The organism is Salinigranum salinum, from assembly GCF_009176545.1.
Classification (GTDB): Archaea; Halobacteriota; Halobacteria; order Halobacteriales; family Haloferacaceae; genus Salinigranum; species Salinigranum salinum.
In genome coordinates this window covers 1,190,967-1,212,505 of sequence record NZ_VTOJ01000001.1, presented here as the reverse complement: position 1 = coordinate 1,212,505, position 21,539 = coordinate 1,190,967, and the positions used below count along the sequence as shown (strand labels likewise).

Genomic DNA, 21,539 nt, shown 5'->3' with positions numbered 1-21,539 from the left:
TCGATAACGGGTTCTCTTTTTTCCATCGGTCCGGACCGCGGACGAGACGCGAGCGCACGGTCGTCGCCGCGGTCCGGAGCCACCGCCGACTGTGGACGAGCGAGGCCGGTGGCCGTCAGGCCGACTGGTGGTAGACGCGTGCCTCCCACGGCTGGAGGAGGAGGTCGCCCGTCGCGAGTTCCGCATCGTCGTCCATCTCGTCGTCCGCGTAGTTGCCGAGAACGAGCGTCCCCTCCCGAGGGACGTCGTCCGGAAGGCCGACGGCGACCTCGGCGTCGGTGAAGTTCAACACGACCACGAGCCGTTCCTCGCCGTCGGCCGTCGCGAGCGTCCGGGTGTACGCCCACACCGCGTCGTCCTCCGGAAAGAGCGGCTCGTAGTCGCCGTAGACGACGACGTCGTACTCCTCACGCAGGGCGATCAGGTCGCGGTAGTAGTGCCACACCGAGTCGGGGTCTGCTCGCTCGGCGGCGACGTTGATTTCCTCGTGGTTGGGGTTGACGCCGATCCACGGCTCACCCTCGGTGAATCCCGCGTTCTCCTCGGCGGACCACTGCATCGGCGTCCGCGCGTTGTCGCGGCTGTTCGCCCGGATGGCCTCTTTCACGGCATCGAACGACTCGACTTCACCGTCTTCGATGGCGTTTCGGAGCGGATTGAGCGTGTCGACGTCGCGGAACTCGTCCAGCGACTCGAACGGGTAGTTGGTCATCCCCAGCTCCTCGCCCTGGTAGACGTACGGCGTGCCGCGGAGGGTGTGCAGGAGCGTCGCCAGGACTTTGGCCGATTCGCGTCTGTACTCGCCGTCGTCGCCGAACCGCGACACCATCCGTGGCTGGTCGTGGTTGTTCAGATACAGCGAGTTCCATCCCTCCTCGGCCAGTCCCTCGTCCCAGCGGTTGAACACCGCCTTGAGTTCCGACAGCGACCACTCGCTGCGCTCCCAGATGTCGTCGCCACGGTCGAGCAGCATGTGCTCGAAGTGAAACAACATCGAGAGGCCGTCCTCGTCGGGATTCAGGTAGCGGCGGGCGTGTTCCATCGGTATCTCCGGTCCGAGCATCTCCCCGACCGTGAGGTAGTCGCGGTCGAGGACGCGGTCGTTCATCTCCGAGAGGAACTCGTGGACGCGCGGGCCGTTCGTCGGCCCCGTCATCGCTCCACCGAAGGGATCGTCGGGATCGTTCGGCAGCCCGTCGGGTTTGGAGATGAGGTTGATGACGTCCATCCGGAAGCCGTCGATCCCCTTCTCGAACCACCACTCCATCAGCTCGAACACCTCCTCGCGAACTCGCTCGTGTTCCCAGTTGAGATCCGGCTGTTTCCGGTCGAACAGGTGGAGATACCACTCCTCGCGCTCGTCGTCGTACGCCCACGCCGGCCCGCCGAAGTACGAGCGCCACGCGTTCGGTGGGGCCTCCCCGTCGGGACCCTCCGTCGCGCGCCAGTCGACCGCCTCGGCATCGCGGCCTTCGCGCCACCAGTAGAAGTCCTCGTACTCGTCGTCGCCCGCGCGCGACTTCAGGAACCACTCGTGTTCGTCCGACGTGTGGTTCACCACGAGATCCATGATGAGCCTGATGTCGCGGTCGTGGAGTGCCGCGAGCAATCGCTCCCAGTCGGCCATCGTCCCGAACTCGTCCATGATCGACCGATAGTCGGCGATGTCGTAGCCGTTGTCGGCGTTCGGCGACTCGTAGACCGGACAGAGCCAGACGACGTCGACGCCGAGATCGTCGAGGTAGTCTACTTTCTCGACGATACCGGGGATGTCACCGACGCCGTCGCCGTCGGTGTCGTTGAACGAGCGAGGGTAGATCTGGTAGACGACCGCCTCCTTCCACCAGCGTCGTTCGATGTCACTGTCGGCCATTGTTCGCTACCGCGAGGGGGTTCCGTTTGGTTCCATCGGTTCGTCGTGACCCGGCGAACAGAGGTCGAACACCCGCGCCTCCCACGGACGAGCGGTGAACGACCGGGCGTCCACGCCCGACTTCGTCTCCGTGTCAGTCCCAGCATCCACGTCCGTCTCGGTGTTCGCGTCCGCCTCCGCGCCCACGGCGTCGTCGTAGTTCCCGAGCAGGAGATCCGCGTCTCCGGGCGTCGCGCCGTCGGCGAGGTCGGCTCCAGTAGGGAGTCGATACGCCGTCGGCGTGTCGGAGAGGTTGAGAACGACGAGGAGCTGGGCCGCGCGGTCGTGGTCGTCGCCGGCCCGATCGGCCGTCGCGAGCGTCCGGGTGTACACCCACAGGTCCTCGTGGTCGGGGAGCAGGAGGTCGTACGAGCCGTAGACGACGACCTCGCGCTCGTCACGGAGGGAGATGAGGTCGCGGTAGTAGTGCCACACCGACTCGTCGTCCGCACGCTCGGCCGCGACGTTCACCGTCTCGTGGTTTGGGTTCACTGGCAACCACGGATCACCCTCGGTGAACCCCGCGTGCGGCGACGAATCCCACTGCATCGGCGTCCGTGCGTTGTCCCGACAGCGGTACCGGACGAGCTCCTTCACGTCCGCGAACTCCTCCGCGTCTCCCTCCTCGTACATGAGTTCGATCCGGTTGCGGGCGTCGGCGTCGCGGAGCTGGTCGAGCGACTCCCAGGGGAAGTTCGTCATCCCCAGCTCCTCGCCCTGGTAGACGTACGGCGTGCCCTGGAGCGTGTGCAGCAGCGTGCCCAGGAGCTTCGCCGACTCTCGCCTGTACTCGCTGTCGTCGCCGAACCGCGACACCACTCGTGGCCAGTCGTGGTTGCCCAGGTACAGCGAGTTCCACCCCCGCTCCTCGAGCCCCTCCTGCCACCGCGAGAACACCGCCTTCAGCTCGCGGAGGTCGATGGGGGCGACCTCGTACCACCCCTCCTCGTCGTCGAAGTCGAGCGTGACGTGGTCGAAGTGGAAGACCATCGAGAGCCCGTCTCCGTCGGGCAGGACGTACCGCGAGGCCTCGTCGACGTCGACGCCGATGCACTCGCCGACCGTCATCACGTCCGCGTCGGCGAGGACGCGGTCGTACATCTCGGAGACGTAGTCGTGAGCGTGCGGCCCGTCACAGAAGTGTTCTGCGCCCGTCCATCCACCGTCGGGGTCGCCGTCGGGAAGCCCGTCGGGTTTGGAGACGAGGTTGATGACGTCCATCCGGAAGCCGTCGATTCCCTTGTCGAGCCACCACTGCATCATCTCGAACACCTCGTCTCGCACCTCGGGGTTGTCCCAGTCGAGATCCGGCTGGCGCTCGTCGAACAGGTGGAGGTACCACTCCTCGCGCTCGTCGTCCCACGCCCACGCCGACCCGCCGAACCCCGACTCCCAGTTGTTCGGCGGTTCCTCGGGGCCCCCCTCTTCCCACAGGTAGTAGTCGCCGTGGGGCTCCGCCTCGGCGCGCGACTTCACGAACCACTCGTGTTCGTCCGACGTGTGGTTCACCACGAGGTCCATGATCAGCTTCATCCCGCGGTCGTGCAGCCCGTCGAGCAGTTGCTCCCAGTCGGCCATCGTCCCGAACTCGTCCATGATCGACCGGTAGTCGGCGATGTCGTAGCCGCCGTCGACGTTCGGCGACTCGTAGACGGGGTTGAGCCAGACGACGTCGACGCCGAGATCGTCGAGGTAGTCTACTTTCTCGACGATACCGGGGATGTCGCCGACGCCGTCGCCGTCGGTGTCGTTGAAACTCCGGGGGTAGATCTGGTAGACGACCGCCTCGCGCCACCAGGTCCGGTCGAGTGATCGAGAAGACATGCCTCACGCGACAGCACGGACGCACTTAGATGGCCAGGCCACGCGGGCGAATCCCCCGTCGTTTTTGTATTCCGGCGCGAACCCGTGGCCATGGAAGACACACACGGAGACGACCACCATCCCGGTGACCACGACCACGGCGACCACGAGAGTTCGGGCGACGAGCGCGTCACCTCGCCGATGCAGGAGTTTTCGACGTCGCAGGTCGGCATCGGCCTCGCCGTCCTCGCCGTCGGTCTCGTCGTCACGTTCGGACTGCCGCTGCTCGCGGCCTGAGGGGGACGCCACACGCTGTCGGACGCTCACGCGTGTGTCGCGACGGTCAGTCCAGTTCCCGGGCGAGCACGCCCCGGAGCTCTCGGATGACCTCGTGGTCGTACGTCACCGACTCGTCGCCGACCGTCAGCTCGAGCGCCCCTTTTTCGGTGGCTGCGCCGAGCTCGGCGACCGACGCGACGCCGTCGAACCGTGCTCGCACCCGGTCGGGTGCGGTCGTCTCGACGACCGCACGGCCCGGCGTCTCGGCGAACAGCGCCGGAGCGGAGTCGACGCTCGCGGCGACGCCGGCTCCCGAACGCACCATCTCGGCGAGCGTCACCGCGAGCCCCCCGTGGCTCACGTCGTGGACCGCCAGGGTCGACGGCTGTGCGGCGACGTCGGCCAGCGCGTCGACGATCGTGGCGGGGTCGTCGGGCAGTGTCGGGAAGCGGTCGCTTCCGCCGACCTGCGCCAGGAGCTCCGAGCCGCCGAGCCTCGTCGAGGTGTCGCCGACCAGGAGGAGCGTCCCCTCACCAGTGACCGCGGCCGGCGGGGCGTCGTACGACTCCGAGACGCCGACCATGGCGAGCGTCGGCGTCGGCGGGATCGGCCCCGAGACCGAGTCGTTGTACAGCGAGACGTTGCCGCCGACGACGGGGACCGAGAGCGCGTCGCACATGTCGGCGAGGCCGTCGACGACACGTCTGAATCCGCCGTACACGTCCGGTTTCTCGGGGTTACCGCCGTTGAGACAGTCGACCGCGGCCAGGGGCCGCGCCCCCTTCGCCGCGAGGTTCGTCGCGTTCTCCAGCGCGACGGCGCGTGCGCCCTCGTACGGCGCGACGCTCGTCCAGTTCGGGTCGGCACCGGCCGAGATGGCGAGTCCCGTCTCGGCCTCCCTGATCGCCAGTAGTGCCGCGTCGTCACCCGGTCGAACGGCAGTGCGGTTGCCGACTTCGTGGTCGTACTGGCGGTAGACCCACCGCTTCGACGCCGTGTTCGGACTGCCGACGACGGCCTCGAACGCCGCAACGAGGTCGACGTCCGGACGGTCGACCGCTGGCTCGGGCGGAGCCTCGCTCGCGAGGTCGTTCATCGGCGCGCCGTCGGCCAGGAACTCGGCGGGGACGTCGACGACCGTCTCGCGGCCGTCGCCCTCGCTCGCCGGGAACGTACAGACGTAGTTGCCCGCCGTGACCTCGCCGATGACCGAGCAGCCGAGGTCGTATCTATCAGCCAGTTCGCGGACGCGCTCGACGTCGCCGGGGGCGACCTCGTAACACATCCGTTCCTGCGATTCGGCGAGGAGGATCTCCAGCGCGTTCATGTTCGGCTCGCGCTGGTGGACCCGGTCGAGTTCGATGTGGGCACCGAGCCCTCCCTTGGCGACCATCTCCGAGGAGGCACCGCCGAGGCCGGCAGCACCGAGGTCCCGGGCGGCCACCACGAGACCCTCGTCGACGAGCGCCTCGTTGCACTCGATGAGGAGCTTCTCGGCGTAGGGGTCGCCCACCTGCACCGCCGGGCGGTCCTCCGTCTCGGCGTCCTCGCTGAGGTCCTCGCTGGCGAAGGAGGCACCGCCGAGACCGTCTCTCCCCGTCGCGTTGCCGACGAGGACGAGTTCGTTACCCGCCGACTGTGCCTCGGCGGTGAGGAGACGGTCGGCCGAGAGCAGGCCGACGCAGGCGACGTTCACCAGCGGGTTCCCCTCGTAGTCGGGGTGGAAACAGACGCTCCCACCGACCGTGGGGACCCCGATGCAGTTGCCGTAGTGGCTGATGCCGTCGACGACGCCCTCGAAGAGGTACCGGGAGTGTTCGCGGTCGAAGTCGCCGAAGTACAGCGAGTCGGTCAGCGCGATCGGGTACGCGCCCATCGACAGCGTGTCGCGGACGATGCCGCCGACGCCCGTCGCGGCGCCGTCGAAGGGATCGACGTACGACGGGTGGTTGTGGCTCTCGATCCCCAGCGTGATGTACATCGGCTCGTCCGTGTCGCCGTCGTCGTCTCCACGGGAGAGCGCGACGACCGCGGCGTCGTCGCCCGGCCCGACGACGACCTGCTCGCCCACGCTCTCGAACGCCGAGAGCAGGGGCCGGGAGGAGCGGTAGGCGCAGTGTTCGCTCCAGAGGTTCTCGAAGAGGGCTGCCTCGGCCCTCGTGATCTCGCGGCCGAGTTCCCGCTCGACGATCTCGCGGTCCGAATCGCGGAGGCTCATTCACTCCCCTGTCGATTCGCACCCCATTAATGCGTTTCTGTATGCACGACCGTGGATACTCTCGACCGGACAGCGTCCGCTGTCTTCCGTCCTCGCGACGGGGGGCGCACACCTCGTGTGCCGGCCCCACGGTCCGACCGGGGGTTCCACATCTGCCTCCCCCTGTGGCGAGCGCGGCGAGCGCCCGCGCGTCCGAACGGAGTGCCAGTGGACTCACACGGAGTCCCAGTAGACTCATACGCGAGCCGATCGACAGCGCTACCCAGATGCACCGTCGGAGCCTCCTCCGTGCGATCGGTCTGACGGCGACGGGCGGTCTCGCTGGCTGTGCCCGCGCCCCGACGACCTACGACCGGGCGTCCGCGAACGCCTCCGCGGGGTCGTCGGCGAGACCGAGCGCCTCGGAGAGGAGCCGCTGTTCGGCCTTGCGGAGGTGTTCGTGGAGCGTCGCCCGGGAGATGCCCAGTTCGGCGGCCAGTTCTTCGCTCTTCACCTCGCGGGGCCACTCGTAGTAGCCAGCCCGGAGTGCGTGGAGGACGACAGTCCGCTGTCGTTCTGTGAGCTCCGCCTGTCGGTCGCCAACCTCTTCGAGTCGCCCCAGCGAGACCGTCCCCAGCTCGCGCATGTCGTTCACGATGCGCTTGAGGTCCTCGCGCCGGAAGAAGAGAACGTGGTACACCCGCTGGCTTCCGGCGACCGTGTTCTGCCGGCGGAGCATCCCGTGGTTCTTGTAGATCGCCGAGTACGCCCCGCAGGACGGTTTGCGCACGAGGAGGTTGTCGTCGTTGAGGCGGACGACCTCCGTGACGTGGTCGGCCGCCGCCAGTCGCTCGTAGAACTCGTCGGCGTGGGAACCTGCCCTGAGGACGAACGTGACCGTGTCGTTCTGGACCTCCTCGATCTCGATGACGACCGACTCGTCGGTACCGTCGAGCAGCTCGTTCAGGATACAATCACGTCGCTGCTTGAAGTACAGTGTCGCCTGGAACATCTCCCTCTCCCTTTGTCTCTCCCCCCGAGAGTGGCGGGCCACTATGATAAGCGTTTCACATGTACAGGGCTCAGTACACGTGGAAACGAGGGGGGACGCCTGACACGAGACGAGTGAGAGGGGCGACGCGAGCGCGCTCAGCCGTCCCACACGACGCTCTCGTCCCCGGCTCCCGTCCCATCCTCGTTCGGCTCGTCTCCACCCGGTCCGTGTGCGTTCGATTCACACTGGCTCTCGTCCCCCTGCTCGCCCCCGTTCTCGTCCCCGTCCGCCACGTCCGTGGCGACGGCGACGGAGCGGACGGTCAGCCGGTCGTCGACGACCACCCGACAGCGGTCACCCGCCAGGCGCACGTCGACGCGCACCCGCAGTGGGTCGCGCGAGGTGACGGCCGCGTGGTCGGGCGCGAAAGCGAACGGAACCGTCCACGGGTAGTAGTCGCGGAGGTCGACGCCGCGGGCGTGACAGAACGCGACGACCGCCGGATGTGAGAGGAGCGCCGCCCCGATCGACGGGAAGTAGACGCCACCGCAGTCCCGACAGAGATGTGTCGCGACCGGCTGGCCGCGCGTCTCGTCGTCGGCCTCGGCGACGGCCGTCTCGACCCGACCCGAACACCACGGACAGATGCCCGCAGTGAGGCTCCGCACGTGGGTCCGGTAGCGCATCGCGCCCGCCGACAGCAGCGCCTCGTGCGAGCGCCCAGCCACGCCGTGTTGTGGGACGTGGATCATCATGGTGCGCAGCCCGCAGTCCGTGCAGTCGACGTAGAGGAGCTGGTCGGCGGTGTATCGTGCCTCGACGCGGCCCCCGCAGCGGTGACAGGGGTCGTCGAGGTCGAACCGGCGGGGGACGGGGTCGGCCGAGAACCGTCCGGCGACGAGGAACCGGTACGCGAGCGCGCCCAGCCAGGTGAGTCGGTAGCGGTCGCCCTCCTTCTCGACGAAACTCCCGACGAGCTCGCCGAGGTGGTAGTTGAACCGACCGCTGTCGGCGACGTCGACCCGCTCGCGGAGCGCGCTGTACGCGAGCCCGCGGTCGGGGTGGTCGAACGGGAGGAACGTGATCGCGGCCGGGTCGTCGGCCGCCGTCTCGCCCAGCGTCCGGACGAGACGGACTCTGACCGGGCTGGCGAGTGCGGCGAACGCCTCGGCCGGTGTCGGCCCCGCGTCCGTGTCGGACATGTGTTCTCTCCGCGAGCGAGCTACTTACGTCCTCGCCGCGCCTGCCGACGTCGACGCGGTGAGGAGAAAATTTCCGAGAGTGTACGAATAGAAACAAGACATATGTCGGACGAGCATCGACGTGGGCGGGATGTCGATGCGTGACTCCGGCCCCGGCTCGCACGACGAACGGCAGCTGCGTCCGCGGGAGACGCAGCCGACGGTCGCCCGGTGGATCGACGACGTGTGCTACTACGGCTTCACCCAGGTCGTCGTCCTCGGGCTGCTGGCGCTCTGGACGGTCCTCCAGACGCCCTACGTCGATCTGGCGGTCAAGACGGGCGTCGTGGTCGCGGCTCCCGTGACCATGATCGCCATCGGGACGCTCCGGTCCGGCCTGGTGTCGGTCGGTCGCCCCTGGCCCCGACTCGACGGCTCGCGGCTCGGGACCGGCGAGGGCTACCAGGCGTACGTCACGCGAGCCGTCTACGTCTCCGCGACGCTCCTCGGCGCGACGTACGGCGGGGCCCTCGTCGCGCTGGTCGTCGACTCGGTTCTCGCCGCGATTCCCGTCGCCGCCGTGACCGCCGTCGCCCTCGTCGCGCTGTTCCCGCATCTGACCGCTCCGGGGAACCGCCGCCGGGGGGCCCGCGGCGGCGTCTACCTCGCCTGTTTCGGGCTCGCCTTCGCTCTGTCGACCCCGCTCGACGTCTCCGTGGGGGACCCGTTCGTCGTCGTCTACTTCCTCGTGTTCGTGGGACTGGCCGCGTTCGACCTCTCCGCGCGCGGCTGGCGGAACACGGCCTGACAACGTCGGGATCGGGCGGCGGTGTTTCCGGCTCGTCCGTCAGACTCGATCCCGCCGGATCCGTCCGGCTCCGTCGGCTCCGTCGGCTCAGTCGAACCGTTCGAGCGCCCCGAGCACCGCGTCGAGGGAGCGGACGTCGCCGTACTTGGCGTCGATGTCGAAGAGGTTCGCACGGTGCGGTCCCGCGGCGCGGTCACCGACCGCTTCCTCGGGGACCACGACGCGGTAGCCGTGTTGCATCCCGTCGACGGCGGTCGCCCGGATACAGCCGCTCGTCGTCACGCCGGCGAGGACGAGCGTGTCGACGCCGTCGGTGACGAGTTCCGTCGAGAGGTCGGTGCCGAAGAAGGCGCTGGCGTACTTCTTCAACAGGACGCGCTCGTCGCCGACGGGCGCGACGCGGTCGTCGATTGCTACCTCAGGGGTGTCGAGACGGAGTTCGCGCAGCGCGGGCACCTTCTCGATGAAGACGCCCGCGTCGCCGTACGACTCCTCGTATGCGACAGTGGTGAAGTACCGGGGAAGGTCGCGTTCGCGGAACGCCGCCAGCAGGTCGGCCGTGGCGTCGAGCACGTCCGAGACGTCCGAGCCGAGGTTCGTCTCCGGATCGGTGAAGGCGTTGATGAGGTCGATGACGAGCAGTGCGGGCCGGTCGCCGAAGCCGACGTCGCCACCGAACTCGTGGTCGGCGTAGTAGCGGGCGACCGCCTCGCCGTGGGCGGCGTCCGTGTCGGGGTCGTCTGTCATGGGGTGAGTGGTGTCGGTGAGCGTGGATCGAACGGCCGAAGTGGACGACTGCGCGAACGGGACGGGGCGCAGGAGCCGGACGCGGGCGATCGCGAGCCGGCTCAGCTGGTGTAGCGTGCGTTGAACGCCCGGCGTTCCTCCTCGATGCGGGCCGCGAGCGTCTCCTCGTCGGGGACGGGGCCGAAGTCGAACTCCGCGAGGTCGTCGCGCTCGGCGCGGAGTTCGTCGCGTCTGTCGGCCGTGGCGTCGGCGTCGAGGGTGCCGTCGTCGAGGACGACGCCGTACTCCTCGTACGCGCTCTCGGCGGAGACGAGACCGCGGCGCACCTCCAGCGCGACCGTCTCGGGGGCGCGATCGAGCGGATCGCCGAGGCCGCCGCCGCCCGCGGTCTCGAAGACGAGTCTGTCGCCCGGCGAGACGGGGACGTTCTCGACCTTCGAGGGGAGGTCTTCGCTCGTGCCGTCGGCCCGCACGAGCTTCTTCCGCGACGGCTGGGCGTGTCTCCCACCGTCGACGCCGTACGGGTAGGTGTGGGCGCGGTCGTCCTGGAACGTGACCGCACCCTCGGCCTCGAACGTGTACACCTTCTTCACCCCGTGGCCACCGCGGAACTGCCCGGCACCGCCGGTGTCGACGCGGGTGGTGTACTCCTCGACCGTCAGCGGGTAGTACGCCTCCAGGTACTCCGTCGGGACCGTCTTGAACAGCGGCCACCACGAGTGGCCGTCGAGACCGTCACCGCCCGGTCGCGCGGGGATGCCGCCGTAGAGGATCTCCAGCAGCTGGAAGTCGTTCCCCTCGGCGTCGGTGCCCGCGTAGACGAGGTTGGGCGAGGTGCCGTACGAGCCCGCGACCGAGAACTGTTCGCCCAGCGCCTTCGAGAACACCTCCTGCAGGAGGTCGAACTGCCGGGCCATGAGCGTCAGTCTGTTCCCGAGGGCGGCGGGGAACTCCGGTTTGAGTACCGTCCCCGAGGGGATGGTGACGTGGATCCTGTCGTAGAACCCGTCGTTGAACGTCAACTGCGGGTCGAACGCCATGATGAGGAACACCCCGGTGAACATCTTGAACATGTTCTCGTTGAGCAGGAAGTTCACCGTTCCCGGCACCTGCTCGTCGGTGCCGGTCCAGTCGACGTAGACGTCGTCGCCCTCGCGGCGCATCTCCATGTGGAGCTTGATGGGGCCGTTCCCCTGGCCGTCGTCGTCGGCGTAGTCCTCGAAGACGAACGTCTCGCCCTCGGGCAGGAGGTCGCGGATGAGCTGGGTGACGCCGTCGCGGGTCCGATCGAGGATGGCGTCGCAGGCGAGAAGGTAGGTGTCCTTCCCAAACCGCTCGCAGAGGCCCTGGATGCGCTTTTCGGCGGCTTTCGTCCCCGCCGCGAGCGCCTTGATGTCCGCCTCGGCGTGCTCCGGCAGCCGGGTGTTGTGCTTGAACGTCTGCAGCAGTTCCTCGTCGAACTCGCCGCGCTTGTACAGCTTCGTGGGCGGCAGCCGCACGCCCTCCTCGAACACCGTGTTGGCGTTGATGGGGATAGAACCGGGCGTCTTGCCGCCGACGTCCATCAGGTTCCCCCACTGGCTCGAAAAGCCCACGAGGTCGCCCTCGAAGAAGATCGGCCGGATGAGCATCATGTCGGGGAGGTGTGAGACCGCCCCCTCGCACATGTACGGGTCGTTCGTCGCGATGACGTCGCCGTCCTCGAGGTCGTCCCAGCCGAACGGCGAGTGGTCGATGACCTCGTCGATGGCGGAGCCGAACTGACCCATCACCATTCGCCCGTGGCGGTCGGCCATCATCGGGAACTGGTCGGACTGCTCGCGGATGACGGGCGAGATGGCCGTGGTCTCGACGACGCGGTCCATCTCGTAGCGGGTGTTCGCGAGCGTCGACTCGACGATGTCGAGCGTGGTCTGGTCGATCCGTTCGTGGGCACCGACGAAGTCGGGTTCGCCCCCTGTCTCGGGGTCTGGGTCGCTCATTGGGTTTCACCTCGGGTGATCTCGATGCAGCCGAACCGATCGATCTCGGCCACGTGGTCCGGCTGGACGACCACGGTGGCGTCGTCCTCGATGACGACCGCCGGCCCCGCGAGGCGGTGGCCGGGTCGCAGTCCGTCGCGGTCGTAGACGGGCGTGTCGTGGTGCGTCCCCGCGAAGTAGACGGACTCGGTGGCGATCCGTGCCGCCGCGGGGTCCGCGTCGCCGAGCGCCTCCGGGGTGAGTTCGACGCCCGCCACCTCGCCCCGCCCGATGACGCGCAGGTTGGCGATCTCGAGCGGGGCGTCGAGCGAGAAGCCGAACTGCCGGTCGTGGCGGGTCTCGAAGTCCGTCTTGATCTCGGCGAGACCACGCTCGCCGGTGAGGGCGTCGAGTGCCACGGGAATGGACATCTGGATGTCCTGGCGGTAGTAGCGGCAGTCGGCGTAGTAGTCGAACGCGTGTTTCTCGGCCGGGACGCCCTCCGACCGGAGCCACTCGCTCGCCTCCTCGCGGAGGTCGTCGTAGGCGGCGGCGACGTCGTCGCCGGAGACGTCGGTCTCGATCTCCAGGTAGGTCTCCGTGAACTCGTTCTGGACGTCGCTGGTGAGGAAGCCGAACGCCGACATCACGCCCGGTCCGGGCGGGATTATCAGGGGGTACGATCCGATGAGGTCCGCCAGCGCGTTGGCGTGCATCGGCCCCGCGCCGCCGAAGGCGACGAGACCGAACTCGCGGGGGTCGTAGCCGCGCTCGACGCTCACCACGCGCAGCGCGCCGTACATGTTCTCGTTGACGAGGTCGACGACGGCCTGGGCGGCCGCCTCGACGCTCGACCCGCGCTCGTCGGCGATCGGCTCCATCACCCGCCGCGCGGCGTCGCGGTCGAGTGCGAGGTCGCCCCCGAGTTTCACGGCCGCGGGGATGCGCCCGAGGACGACGTTCGCGTCCGTCACCGTGGGGTCCTCGCCACCCTGTCCGTAACAGGCCGGGCCGGGGTCGGCACCGGCGGAGTTGGGGCCGACGACGAGCGAACCGTTGATCTGGACGCGGGCGATCGATCCTCCACCCGCGCCGACGGTGTTGATGTCGACCGACCGCGACTTGAACTCGCGGTAGCCCACCTTCGTCTCGCGCGACGTCGACGGCGATCCGCCCTCGACCAGCGAGACGTCGGTCGAGGTGCCACCCATGTCGAGCGTGAGGACGTCCGGAACCCCCTTCTTCCCGGCGAGGGTGGCCGCGCCGACGACCCCGCCGGAGGGGCCGGAGAGCGCGAGTTCGACGGGGCGCTGCTTGGCCGACGCCGACGACATCAGCCCGCCGTCCGAGCGGACGAGGTTCATCTTCCCGTCGAACGCTTCGGCGGCGAGGGCGTCGTCGAGCGTGTCGAGGTAGCGGATGACGGTCGGGCGGGCGTAGTCGTTGATGACGGTCGTGAGGGTCCGCTCGTACTCGCCGTACTCGGGGACGATCTCCGCGGAGATGGAGACCGGGACGTCGGGATGGGCCGCCGAAACGACGTCTCTGACCTGGCGTTCGAGATCGGGGTTGAGGTACGAGTTCAGCAGGGCGACCGTGATCGCCTCGACGCCGTTGTCGACGAGGTCGTCGACGGCCGCACGCACCTCCTCCTCGTCGATCCCCTCCGTGACCTCGCCCGACGGCGACGCCACCCGCCCCGAGATCCCACGGGTGTCGACCAGGTCCGCGAGCGGTTCGGGTTTCTCCATCGCCATCCACCCGTAGAGGGGGCCGGGCGTCCACGCCCGGGCGAGGTGGAGGACGTGCTCGTGCCCGCCCGTCACGAGGAGGCCGACGTCCGCGCCCGTCTCCTCCAAGAGCATGTTGGTGACGACGGTCGTCCCGTGGAAGACCAGGTCGAGGTCGCCGACGGCAGTACCCGCCTTCGCCGTCGCCCGCGTCACGCCCGTCACGACCCCGTCGGACTGGTTCTCCGGCGTGGACAGCACCTTCGTGATGGTGAGGTCACCGGACTCCTCGTCGAACACGATGACGTCGGTGAACGTCCCGCCGACGTCCACACCGAGGTTATGTGTCAACTGTAAACACTCCACTCGGACGAACAGAGGGAGGAAGCCTAACTGTTGCCCCTACTCATGTTGGGCGGTCTTGGGAGGCCGCACGGAGAGGGTCGTCGCCGTGGGTGGCTCACGGGAGTTCGGTGATCGACTCACGGAGTCTCGGCGAACGATCCGTGGCCCTTCACCGGTCGTCGGCCAGTCAGTACATCCGTCCACTGTTCGCCCGACGCAGTGCGGGAACAGACGGCGATATCGGCCTGCCAGCAGGTATATATCAACTGATTACTGTATAGAAGTAACATGAATGGAACGGCCGGACGGGGAAGAGGGTGAACGGAGAGGTCCGCGTCCTCCACGTCGACGACGACCGGAAGTTCACCGAGTTGACCGTCGCGTACCTCGAACGTGCGGGCGTCGAGACCGAGTTCGTGACCACCGTCGAGTCGGCGCTCGACCGCCTCTCGTCCGAACCGTTCGACTGTGTCGTCAGCGACTACGACATGCCCGGCGAGAACGGTCTCGCCCTCCTCGACCGTGTCCGGGAAGCACATCCGGAGATGCCGTTTATCCTCTTCACGGGGAAGGGGAGCGAGGAGGTCGCCAGCGAGGCCATCTCGAAGGGCGTGACGGACTACCTCCAGAAGGGCGGCGGGTCGGAGACGTACGACCTGCTGGTGAAACGAATCGAGAACGCCGTCGAACAGCGCCGCGCCCGAGCAGACGCCGAACGCAGTCGCCGCTTCCTGGAGAAGGTGGTCGAACACGCGACCGACATCATCGCCACGGTCGACGCGAGCGGCCAGATCGTCTTCATCTCGGGATCGGTCGAGGAGATCCTCGGCTACACGCCCGACGAACTCCGGGAGCTGGGACCGTTCGAGCTGATCCACCCCGACGACCGCGAGACGGTCGAGCGCCGGTTCGAAGAACGAATGGCGGATCCCGACCGACCGACGGGGATCAGACACCGAGCGATGCACGCCGACGGCTCGGTCGTCGAGCTGGAAGCCCGGGCGTACAATCTCATGGAGGATAGCGACGTCGAGGGGATCATCATCTACACCCGTCCAAGTAACGTGACGGACTCGGTGGAGGAGTGATTCCGGACCGAGCCGATCCACGCACGTCAGTTCGTCCCAGCCTACCCTGTCTCAGATCTCCCCCGCGACTACCAGCGCGTCCGCCAGCTCCATCGGTCCCTCCCGTTCGAGCCGGGCCACGAGGCGGTCGACGCGTTCGTCCGTGACCTCGCGCCCCGCCCGTTCGAGCAGCCGACGAGCCCCGCCGCGGCCGGTCTTCGGGCCGAACACGAGGACGCGGGAGCCGCCGAACCGCGCGGGGTCGTACGGCTCCATCGCGCCCGGTTCCTCGAGCATGGCAGCGACGTGGATGCCCGACTCGTGTTCGTGGACGGCCTCCCCGAGAACGGCCTTGCGCGGGTCGACGTCCTCCCCGAGCGCGTCGAGGACGTCGCGGCAGGCCGGCACGAGCGCCGCGACCGAGAGGCCGAACGGCTCGTCGTAGTCGAGGACGCCCGCGACGACCAGCTCCTCGAGCGCGGTGTTGCCCGCCCGCTCGCCGAGCGAGGCGACCGAGACGTCGGCCTTCCCGACGCCGCGTTCGTACGCGGCGAGCGCGTTCGCCGTCGCACAGCCGAGGTCGTCGTGGAGGTGGACGCCCGTGCGACCGAGGTCCACCCTGTCGCCGACCGCGTCGAGGAACGCCCCAACCGACCGGGGCGTCGAGTTGCCGACGGTGTCGGCGAAGCTCACGAACGCACAGTCGTCGAACCGCGAGACCGCATCGGCGACGACGCCGGGCGGCGTGCGGAACGCGTCGACGAGCGTCAGCGTAGGCGTGGCACCACCGTCGTGCACCCGGTCGACGGCCGTACGCATCGCCGCCAGCATCTCCTCGCGCGTCTTCCCGACGGCGTGGTCGAGGTGGAGATCGGAGAGCGGGCCGAACACCTCGACGACGTCCGCGCCGGCGTCGAGGGCGGCCTCGACGTCACGGGGAACCGCCCGGGCGATGGAGACCACGTCGGCGTCGCACTCGCTCGCCGCGCGGTCGATGGCGGCGGCGTCGGGGTCGCCCGTGACGGCGAAGCCGACCTGCACGAAGTCGAGGCCGAGCCGGTCGAGCGCGCGCGCCGCGGCCACACGGTCGTCGACGTCGTACGACCGCCCGGGCATCTGCCCGCCCTCGCGGATCGTGACGTCCTGGAGTCGCATTCAGATGATCCCCTCGCGCTCGAGGTCGGCGATCTCCTCGGCGGAGCGCCCGAGGTCCGAGTAGACCTCGACGTTGTGCGCGCCGTGGGGCGGGCCGGCGTGCGTCACCGCGCCCGGCGTGCGGGAGAACTTCGGAATCACGCCGTGGGTTCGGAACGTGCCGACCTCCTCGTCGTCGACCGTCACGACGTCGTCGCGGGCGGCGTACTGCTCGTCGGCGAAGACGTCGCGCATGTCGTAGACGGGCCCGAGGATGCCGCCCTCGGCCTCGATGGTCTCGATCACCTCATCGGTCGAGTGCTCGCGCGTCCACGCCTCGATCTCCGCGTCGAGCGCGTCGGCGTTCTCGACGCGCTTCTCGTTGGTGGCGAACCGGTCCTGGTCGATCAGGTCCTCGCGGTCGATGGCGCGCGCCACCCGCTCCCAGATGCGCTGGTTCGACGCCGAGAGGGTGATGTAGCCGTCGGCGGTCTCGTAGACGTTCCGCGGGGCCGCGTTCGGATGCTGGTTCCCCCGTCGGTCGCGGACGGCACCCTGTACGTCGAACGCCTCGACGTCGCCGACGAACAGTCGGAAGAGGGGTTCGTACAGCGAGACGTCGATTACCTGCCCCTCGCCGCTCCCGCCGCGGCCGACGTCGCGCTCGAAGACGGCCATGAGCGTCGACATGACGGCGAACTGTGCCGCGGTGAGGTCGGCCAGCGAGATCGGCGGGAGCAGCGGCTCGCGGTCGGGGAAGCCGTTGGCGTGCGCCCATCCCGAGATACCCTCGGCGACGGTGCCGAAGCCGGGTTTCTCCGAGCGCGGGCCGGTCTGCCCGTAGCCCGAGATCCGGACCATGATCACCGACTCGTTCACCTCCCGGAGGTCGTCGTACCCGAGCCCCCAGCGCTCCATCGTGCCGGGGCGGAAGTTCTCGAAGACGACGTCGGCGTCGCGCACGAGGTCGAGCGCGAGATCGCGCCCGCGGTCGGTCGAGAGGTTCAGCGTCACACACCGTTTGTTCCGGGCGATGGCTTTCCACCACAGCGAGACGCCCTCCTCGAACGGCGGCCACTCCCGCAGGGGGTCGGGGTGCTCCGGATGTTCGGCGAAGACGACGTCTGCCCCACAGTCCGCGAGCATGAGCGTCGCGAAGCCGCCGCTGATCATCCCGGAGAAGTCGACGACGCGGAGACCGTCGAGCGGACCGGGCCGCTCGGCGGCGACGGTCATCGTCCTCCCGGAACGACAGTGGTACGGACACACATGGTCACACCTACGGCCATCCGGGTGAAACGGTTTGCCCCTCCGAGCGTAGGGCGTTTATCAGCGACGGCGGCGGCGAACCCCATGTATCCGACCGACAGGCGACGATCACCGCGCGCGGACGTCGACGGACGACGCGGTTTCGACACGCATAAATCGGCTGCACGACTCACCACCGACTGATGGAAGAGTCACGCCTCTGGGGCATCCTCGGTATCCTGCTCGCGCTCGCGGGGCTGGTCGTGATCGCGCTCGACCACAAGTTCCTCACGGCACTGGGCGAGGGACACATCGGAGAACCGATCGTCTTCTACGCCCTCGGCGTCGCCGCCGTGGCCGTCGTGACGGTCGCCGTCGTCGGCCCGAGCATCGTCGCCGGCGAGTGACCCGAGAGTGGACAGGAGCGGACCGGGGCGCTTTTTTACCGACCCCCACAACCAGTACCCGTGTTATCGGTCGAGCTGCACGCACACTCCGCGCTCTCGTACGACGGCCGTGACCCCGTCGAGGACCTCCTCGAACGGGCCCGGGCGGCCGGACTCGACGCCCTCGCAGTCACCGACCACGACGAGATCGACGCCAGCCTGCAGGCCGCGTCGGTCGCGCCGGAGTACGATCTCGTCGGCATCCCCGGGATGGAGATCTCGTCGGCCGCGGGGCACGTGCTCGCGCTCGGGGTCGAAGAACTCGTTCCCGCCGGGCTGTCGTTCGACGAGACGCTCGACCGCATCCGCGAGGCCGGCGGCATCGCCGTCGTCCCCCACCCGTTCCAGACGTCGCGTCACGGCGTCGCCCGCCACGTCTCGCGCGACCAGCTCGCCAGCGCCGACGCCATCGAGGTGTACAACTCGCGGCTCCTGACCGGGCTCGCCAACCGCAAGGCCGAGTCGTTCGCCACGGAGCGCGGCCTCCCGATGACCGCCGGGAGCGACGCCCACATCGCCGAGATGGTCGCCCGCGCCGTCACCGAGGTCGGCACCGACGACCGCTCGTCGTCGGCGATCCTCGACGCCGTCAGCGAGGGCCGGACGAGCGTCGTCGGCTGCCGGACGCCGTGGCGCGTCTCCGTCCGACAGGCGCTCTCTGGCGTGCCACGCCGCGTGAAACACACGGTTCTCGACGTCTTCTGATGCCACGCGACGCGCTCCGCGGCGCCACGCCGGAGCTGGTCCGGGCGGCGCTCGACGCGGCCGACCCGCTTCCCGGGACGGGGGGGTTCGCGGGCGCACTCGGAACGACCGACGTCGTCCGGCGCGACGAGGACGGCGTCGTCGTCGCAGGGCGGGGCGGCACGGTCGTCCGCGACGTGCTCGGGAGACAGCCGGTGTTCGTCGACGGCGACCGCTGGAGCGTCGATCCCGCGCGTCTCGACGACCCACGGTCCGTCGAGGCGGGATGCGTGTGTGACCTGGCGTCGGGCACCGGCGAGCGCGTCTGGTCGCTCCCCGATCCCGCGCCGGAGACGGACCACGAGGCCGCAGTCGCGGCCGTCCGCGACGCCGTGCTCGGCACCGTTCGGAGCGTCGACACCGACGGGCTCGCGGTCGCCTTCTCCGGCGGGATCGACTCGGCGCTCGTCGCCAGCGGTGTCGGCGCGCCCTGTTACGTCGTCGGCTTCCCCGACTCGCACGACGTCGCCGCCGCCCGCGAGGCCGCCGCGGCGATGGACCGCGAGGGCGACCTCCGCGTCGTCGAACTCACCCACGACGACCTCGTCCGGGCGGTCCCACGGATCGTCGCGGCGACGGGACGGACCAACCCGATGGACGTCGGGATCGCGCTCCCGCTGTTCCTCGTCGGCGAGCGGGCGCGTGCGGACGGCTTTTCGAGCGTGGCCGTGGGACAGGGGGCAGACGAACTGTTTGGCGGCTACGCGAAGGTGGTCTCGCCCGCCGCCGACGACCGCGTCGACGCCGACACCGTCCGGGGGGCGCGGCGCGAGACGATCGAGACGCTCCCTCGCCAGCTCGAACGGGACGTCCTCGCCCTCCGTGCGGCCGGCGTCGAACCCGTCGCGCCGTTCCTGCACGACCGCGTCGTCCGGGCGGCACTACCGCTCCCGGGCGCGCTCGTCGCGACAGACGACGAGCGGAAGGTCGCGCTCAGACGCGCCGCCGCCGGCGTCCTCCCCGAGTCGGTCGTCTCGGCCGAAAAGAAGGCCGTCCAGTACGGCAGCCTCGTCTCGCGCGAACTCGACCGGCTGGCACGACGGGCGGGGTACAAGCGGCGGATGGACGACCACGTCGGCCAGTACGTACGGTCGCTGGTTGACGGCGACGGGATCGATGCGGCCGAGACCCGCCACGACGACGGCTGAGAAGGCGGAGGAGCAGGGAGACGGGCGATGCCGCACCAGCGTCACCTCGGTACGTGAACGCCAGCGGCGACATCAGAACGCCAGCAGCGACGCGACTCCGGCGACCTCGGCCAGTAGACCGGCACCCACGACGGCGCCGACGACGCCGGCGACCGTGACGAGGAGCCGTCTCCCGCGCGTGTCGAGCGCCCGACCCCAGACCGCCGAGACGGCGGCCATCGTCGCCACGGAACAGACCGAGAAGCCGCCGAGGAAGGCGAGCGCGTTGTCGACGGAGGAGGCCGTCGCGACCAGCGCGACGACGAGCGCGCCGCTTCCCGCGAGGCCGTGGATAGCCCCGACGGCGAAGCCGCCCCGGTCGAACGGCCGTGCCGCCGGCGTCGGGTCGTCGTGTGCGTGCACGGCGGGCCCGCGACCGGGCAGCCCCGGGTGCGTGTGTCCGTCGCCGTGGTCGTGACCGTGTGCGTGCGTGTGTCCGTCGCCGTGATCCTCCGTGTGAGCGTGGGTGTGTTCGTGCTCGACCGTCGAACGGTGCGAGTGGGTGAGGCCGACCAGGAACGAACCGACGCCGAAGTGACCGTGGTCGTCGGTGCCCCCGTGCGCGTGCCGGAGTCGGACGACTTCGCCGGCGAGCAGCCGAACCCCGAGCGCGACGAGGACGACGCCGACGACCGCCTCGACGGCGGTGAACACCACCTCCGGGAAGCGGATCCCGAGCAGGAGGAAGGCGAGTCCCACCGCCGCGACGGGGAGCGAGTGGCCGACGCCCCACGAGGCACCGACGAGCCCGGGTCGGTCGTCCTCGCGGTCGACGAGCGCCGCGACGGCGGCGACGTGGTCGGTCTCGACCGCGTGACGGATCCCGAGCAGCCCACCGGCGACCAGGGCGGTGACGAGTGACATGAGTCGTGGCTCATCCGGCCGGTACTTAGTCGACCCGGTCGCCGGCGTGCGGGGCGGAGGGACGGCGACGTGCGAGACGGGGCCGGCGTCGTGCGAGGTCGAGAGACGGCGAGCGGGGCGAGCGATCAGTCGGCGACGGCGGCCGCCTCGATCGCCTCGAGCCCCAGTTCGCACACGTCGGCGTCGACGTCGGCCGCGCGGAGTCCGTCTCTCGAGTACCATCCCCACGCGTCGGCCGGCTCCTCGCCGTCGGCCGGCTCCAGTCGGCGCGTCTCGACCGTGGCGAAGTAGACGTGGTCGATGTGCTGGTGGCCGACGTGGTCGCCGAACCGGTTGACGTCGGCGAGCATCAGGTGTCGCGGTCGGGGGAGCGACCGCGCCGTCTCCGATCCGATCTCGCGGTGGTCGGTGAGGAGCGTCGGGTCGAGTCCGGTCTCCTCGCGTGCCTCGCGGAGGGCGGTCTCGTGAGGGAGTTCGTCGCGGTCGACGTGGCCGCCGGGCGGGAGACGGATGCCCAGTCCCGGGTGGGCGTGGAGCGCCGTCGCCCCGTCGTTGACGATGTAGAGCGTGGCGGTGAAGTGGCGGGTCGTCTCCATGGACGGGAGTGCGGCCGAACGCGCTTGGGCGTTCCGTTCGCAGTAACGCCCCTGCTCGCGGTCTCGACGGATTCCCACCGCGACGAACGGCGCGAGCGCCGTCGTCACGACGCCGATCCCGAGGATGTCGTCGAACGCTGGACCGCTCACGCTGTAGACGAACGGCGATGCGAGCGTCCAGAGACCGACCAGCACGAGCACCCAGACGGCGTCTTCGGCGGGGAACCGGCCTCGGCGGCCACACTGCGAGGTCGGACGGGTCGGGCAAATCGTGTGGGGCCCGGTGCGTAGGTTCA

At 69.3% G+C, this 21,539-nt stretch carries 18 protein-coding genes; 6 read left to right on the top strand and 12 right to left on the bottom strand.

Annotation, left to right across the window (positions count from 1 at the left end; all coding sequences use genetic code 11):
• Positions 1-115: 115 nt before the first annotated feature.
• Positions 116-1,873: a glycoside hydrolase family 13 protein gene (locus tag FZP69_RS05715; RefSeq protein ID WP_152040384.1), complete on the bottom strand. Its 1,758-nt coding sequence runs from the start codon at positions 1,871-1,873 to the stop codon at positions 116-118.
• Positions 1,874-1,879: 6 nt separating this feature from the next.
• Positions 1,880-3,736 (bottom strand): alpha-glucosidase, encoded by a 1,857-nt coding sequence (locus tag FZP69_RS05710; RefSeq protein ID WP_152040383.1) that lies wholly within the window; start codon positions 3,734-3,736, stop codon positions 1,880-1,882.
• A 90-nt stretch (positions 3,737-3,826) separates the two neighbouring features.
• Here FZP69_RS05710 and FZP69_RS05705 point away from each other — a divergent pair, with 90 nt between their 5' ends.
• Complete coding sequence (locus FZP69_RS05705; RefSeq protein WP_152040382.1) at positions 3,827-4,012, top strand: DUF7550 family protein; 186 nt, start codon at positions 3,827-3,829, stop codon at positions 4,010-4,012.
• A 46-nt stretch (positions 4,013-4,058) separates the two neighbouring features.
• On the opposite strand, the gene purL is transcribed toward FZP69_RS05705, so the two are convergent.
• The 3 genes from purL to FZP69_RS05690 form a co-directional block, all read right to left on the bottom strand.
• Entirely contained in the window at positions 4,059-6,212 is a 2,154-nt protein-coding gene (gene purL, locus FZP69_RS05700; protein ID WP_152040381.1) for a phosphoribosylformylglycinamidine synthase subunit PurL, read from the bottom strand.
• Positions 6,213-6,558: 346 nt separating this feature from the next.
• Complete coding sequence (locus tag FZP69_RS05695; RefSeq protein ID WP_152040380.1) at positions 6,559-7,203, bottom strand: helix-turn-helix domain-containing protein; 645 nt, start codon at positions 7,201-7,203, stop codon at positions 6,559-6,561.
• Positions 7,204-7,340: 137 nt separating this feature from the next.
• A complete protein-coding gene (locus tag FZP69_RS05690; RefSeq protein WP_152040379.1) occupies positions 7,341-8,387 on the bottom strand; it encodes a DUF7351 domain-containing protein in 1,047 nt (348 codons plus the stop codon).
• A gap of 130 nt (positions 8,388-8,517) precedes the next feature.
• On the opposite strand from FZP69_RS05690, the gene FZP69_RS05685 reads away from it, so the two are divergent.
• Positions 8,518-9,174 carry a hypothetical protein gene (locus FZP69_RS05685; RefSeq protein WP_152040378.1) on the top strand — a complete coding sequence of 219 codons (657 nt, stop codon included), beginning with the start codon at positions 8,518-8,520 and terminating at the stop codon, positions 9,172-9,174.
• 87 nt (positions 9,175-9,261) lie between these two features.
• Here the strand turns inward: FZP69_RS05685 and FZP69_RS05680 are convergent, their stop codons facing one another.
• The 3 genes from FZP69_RS05680 to FZP69_RS05670 form a co-directional block, all read right to left on the bottom strand.
• Entirely contained in the window at positions 9,262-9,921 is a 660-nt protein-coding gene (locus FZP69_RS05680; RefSeq protein ID WP_152040377.1) for an isochorismatase family protein, read from the bottom strand.
• A gap of 101 nt (positions 9,922-10,022) precedes the next feature.
• The gene (locus FZP69_RS05675; protein ID WP_152040376.1) at positions 10,023-11,903 is read right to left on the bottom strand and encodes a hydantoinase B/oxoprolinase family protein; all 1,881 of its coding nucleotides are present in this window, start codon (positions 11,901-11,903) and stop codon (positions 10,023-10,025) included.
• On the bottom strand, positions 11,900-13,963 hold the full coding sequence (locus tag FZP69_RS05670; RefSeq protein WP_152040375.1) for a hydantoinase/oxoprolinase family protein: 2,064 nt from the start codon (positions 13,961-13,963) through the stop codon (positions 11,900-11,902). Before FZP69_RS05670 ends, FZP69_RS05675 begins: the two co-directional genes overlap by 4 nt.
• A 311-nt stretch (positions 13,964-14,274) precedes the next feature.
• On the opposite strand from FZP69_RS05670, the gene FZP69_RS05665 reads away from it, so the two are divergent.
• Entirely contained in the window at positions 14,275-15,045 is a 771-nt protein-coding gene (locus FZP69_RS05665; RefSeq protein WP_152040374.1) for a PAS domain-containing response regulator, read from the top strand.
• 51 nt (positions 15,046-15,096) lie between these two features.
• Here FZP69_RS05665 and FZP69_RS05660 read toward each other — a convergent pair whose 3' ends face one another.
• Together FZP69_RS05660 and FZP69_RS05655 are read right to left on the bottom strand one after the other, a co-directional pair.
• Positions 15,097-16,179, bottom strand: a complete 1,083-nt coding sequence (locus FZP69_RS05660; RefSeq protein WP_152040373.1) for a LeuA family protein — start codon at positions 16,177-16,179, stop codon at positions 15,097-15,099.
• Entirely contained in the window at positions 16,180-17,394 is a 1,215-nt protein-coding gene (locus FZP69_RS05655) for a CaiB/BaiF CoA transferase family protein (RefSeq protein ID WP_152040372.1), read from the bottom strand.
• A 215-nt stretch (positions 17,395-17,609) separates the two neighbouring features.
• Here FZP69_RS05655 and FZP69_RS05650 point away from each other — a divergent pair, with 215 nt between their 5' ends.
• From FZP69_RS05650 to FZP69_RS05640, 3 genes are read left to right on the top strand one after another with little or no spacing between them, the layout of a single operon-like run.
• A complete protein-coding gene (locus FZP69_RS05650) occupies positions 17,610-17,813 on the top strand; it encodes a hypothetical protein (RefSeq protein ID WP_152040371.1) in 204 nt (67 codons plus the stop codon).
• 60 nt (positions 17,814-17,873) lie between these two features.
• A complete protein-coding gene (locus FZP69_RS05645; protein ID WP_152040370.1) occupies positions 17,874-18,557 on the top strand; it encodes a PHP domain-containing protein in 684 nt (227 codons plus the stop codon).
• Positions 18,557-19,744, top strand: a complete 1,188-nt coding sequence (locus FZP69_RS05640) for an asparagine synthase C-terminal domain-containing protein (RefSeq protein ID WP_152040369.1) — start codon at positions 18,557-18,559, stop codon at positions 19,742-19,744. Before FZP69_RS05645 ends, FZP69_RS05640 begins: the two co-directional genes overlap by 1 nt.
• Before the next feature lie 72 nt (positions 19,745-19,816).
• Here FZP69_RS05640 and FZP69_RS05635 read toward each other — a convergent pair whose 3' ends face one another.
• Positions 19,817-20,647, bottom strand: coding sequence for a high-affinity nickel-transporter protein (locus FZP69_RS05635; protein WP_152040368.1), 831 nt, complete (start codon positions 20,645-20,647; stop codon positions 19,817-19,819).
• Positions 20,648-20,772: 125 nt separating this feature from the next.
• Positions 20,773-21,243 carry an NUDIX hydrolase gene (locus FZP69_RS05630; RefSeq protein WP_152041524.1) on the bottom strand — a complete coding sequence of 157 codons (471 nt, stop codon included), beginning with the start codon at positions 21,241-21,243 and terminating at the stop codon, positions 20,773-20,775.
• Between the last annotated feature and the right edge of the window lie 296 nt (positions 21,244-21,539).

Coding starts and splice junctions, on each gene's coding strand:
- FZP69_RS05715 (WP_152040384.1), bottom strand. CDS start 1,873: ATGGCCGACAGTGACATCGAACGACGCTGGTGGAAGGAGGCGGTCGTC.
- FZP69_RS05710 (WP_152040383.1), bottom strand. CDS start 3,736: ATGTCTTCTCGATCACTCGACCGGACCTGGTGGCGCGAGGCGGTCGTC.
- FZP69_RS05705 (WP_152040382.1), top strand. CDS start 3,827: ATGGAAGACACACACGGAGACGACCACCATCCCGGTGACCACGACCAC.
- purL (WP_152040381.1), bottom strand. CDS start 6,212: ATGAGCCTCCGCGATTCGGACCGCGAGATCGTCGAGCGGGAACTCGGC.
- FZP69_RS05695 (WP_152040380.1), bottom strand. CDS start 7,203: ATGTTCCAGGCGACACTGTACTTCAAGCAGCGACGTGATTGTATCCTG.
- FZP69_RS05690 (WP_152040379.1), bottom strand. CDS start 8,387: ATGTCCGACACGGACGCGGGGCCGACACCGGCCGAGGCGTTCGCCGCA.
- FZP69_RS05685 (WP_152040378.1), top strand. CDS start 8,518: ATGTCGATGCGTGACTCCGGCCCCGGCTCGCACGACGAACGGCAGCTG.
- FZP69_RS05680 (WP_152040377.1), bottom strand. CDS start 9,921: ATGACAGACGACCCCGACACGGACGCCGCCCACGGCGAGGCGGTCGCC.
- FZP69_RS05675 (WP_152040376.1), bottom strand. CDS start 11,903: ATGAGCGACCCAGACCCCGAGACAGGGGGCGAACCCGACTTCGTCGGT.
- FZP69_RS05660 (WP_152040373.1), bottom strand. CDS start 16,179: ATGCGACTCCAGGACGTCACGATCCGCGAGGGCGGGCAGATGCCCGGG.
- FZP69_RS05655 (WP_152040372.1), bottom strand. CDS start 17,394: ATGACCGTCGCCGCCGAGCGGCCCGGTCCGCTCGACGGTCTCCGCGTC.
- FZP69_RS05650 (WP_152040371.1), top strand. CDS start 17,610: ATGGAAGAGTCACGCCTCTGGGGCATCCTCGGTATCCTGCTCGCGCTC.
- FZP69_RS05640 (WP_152040369.1), top strand. CDS start 18,557: ATGCCACGCGACGCGCTCCGCGGCGCCACGCCGGAGCTGGTCCGGGCG.
- FZP69_RS05635 (WP_152040368.1), bottom strand. CDS start 20,647: ATGTCACTCGTCACCGCCCTGGTCGCCGGTGGGCTGCTCGGGATCCGT.
- FZP69_RS05630 (WP_152041524.1), bottom strand. CDS start 21,243: ATGGAGACGACCCGCCACTTCACCGCCACGCTCTACATCGTCAACGAC.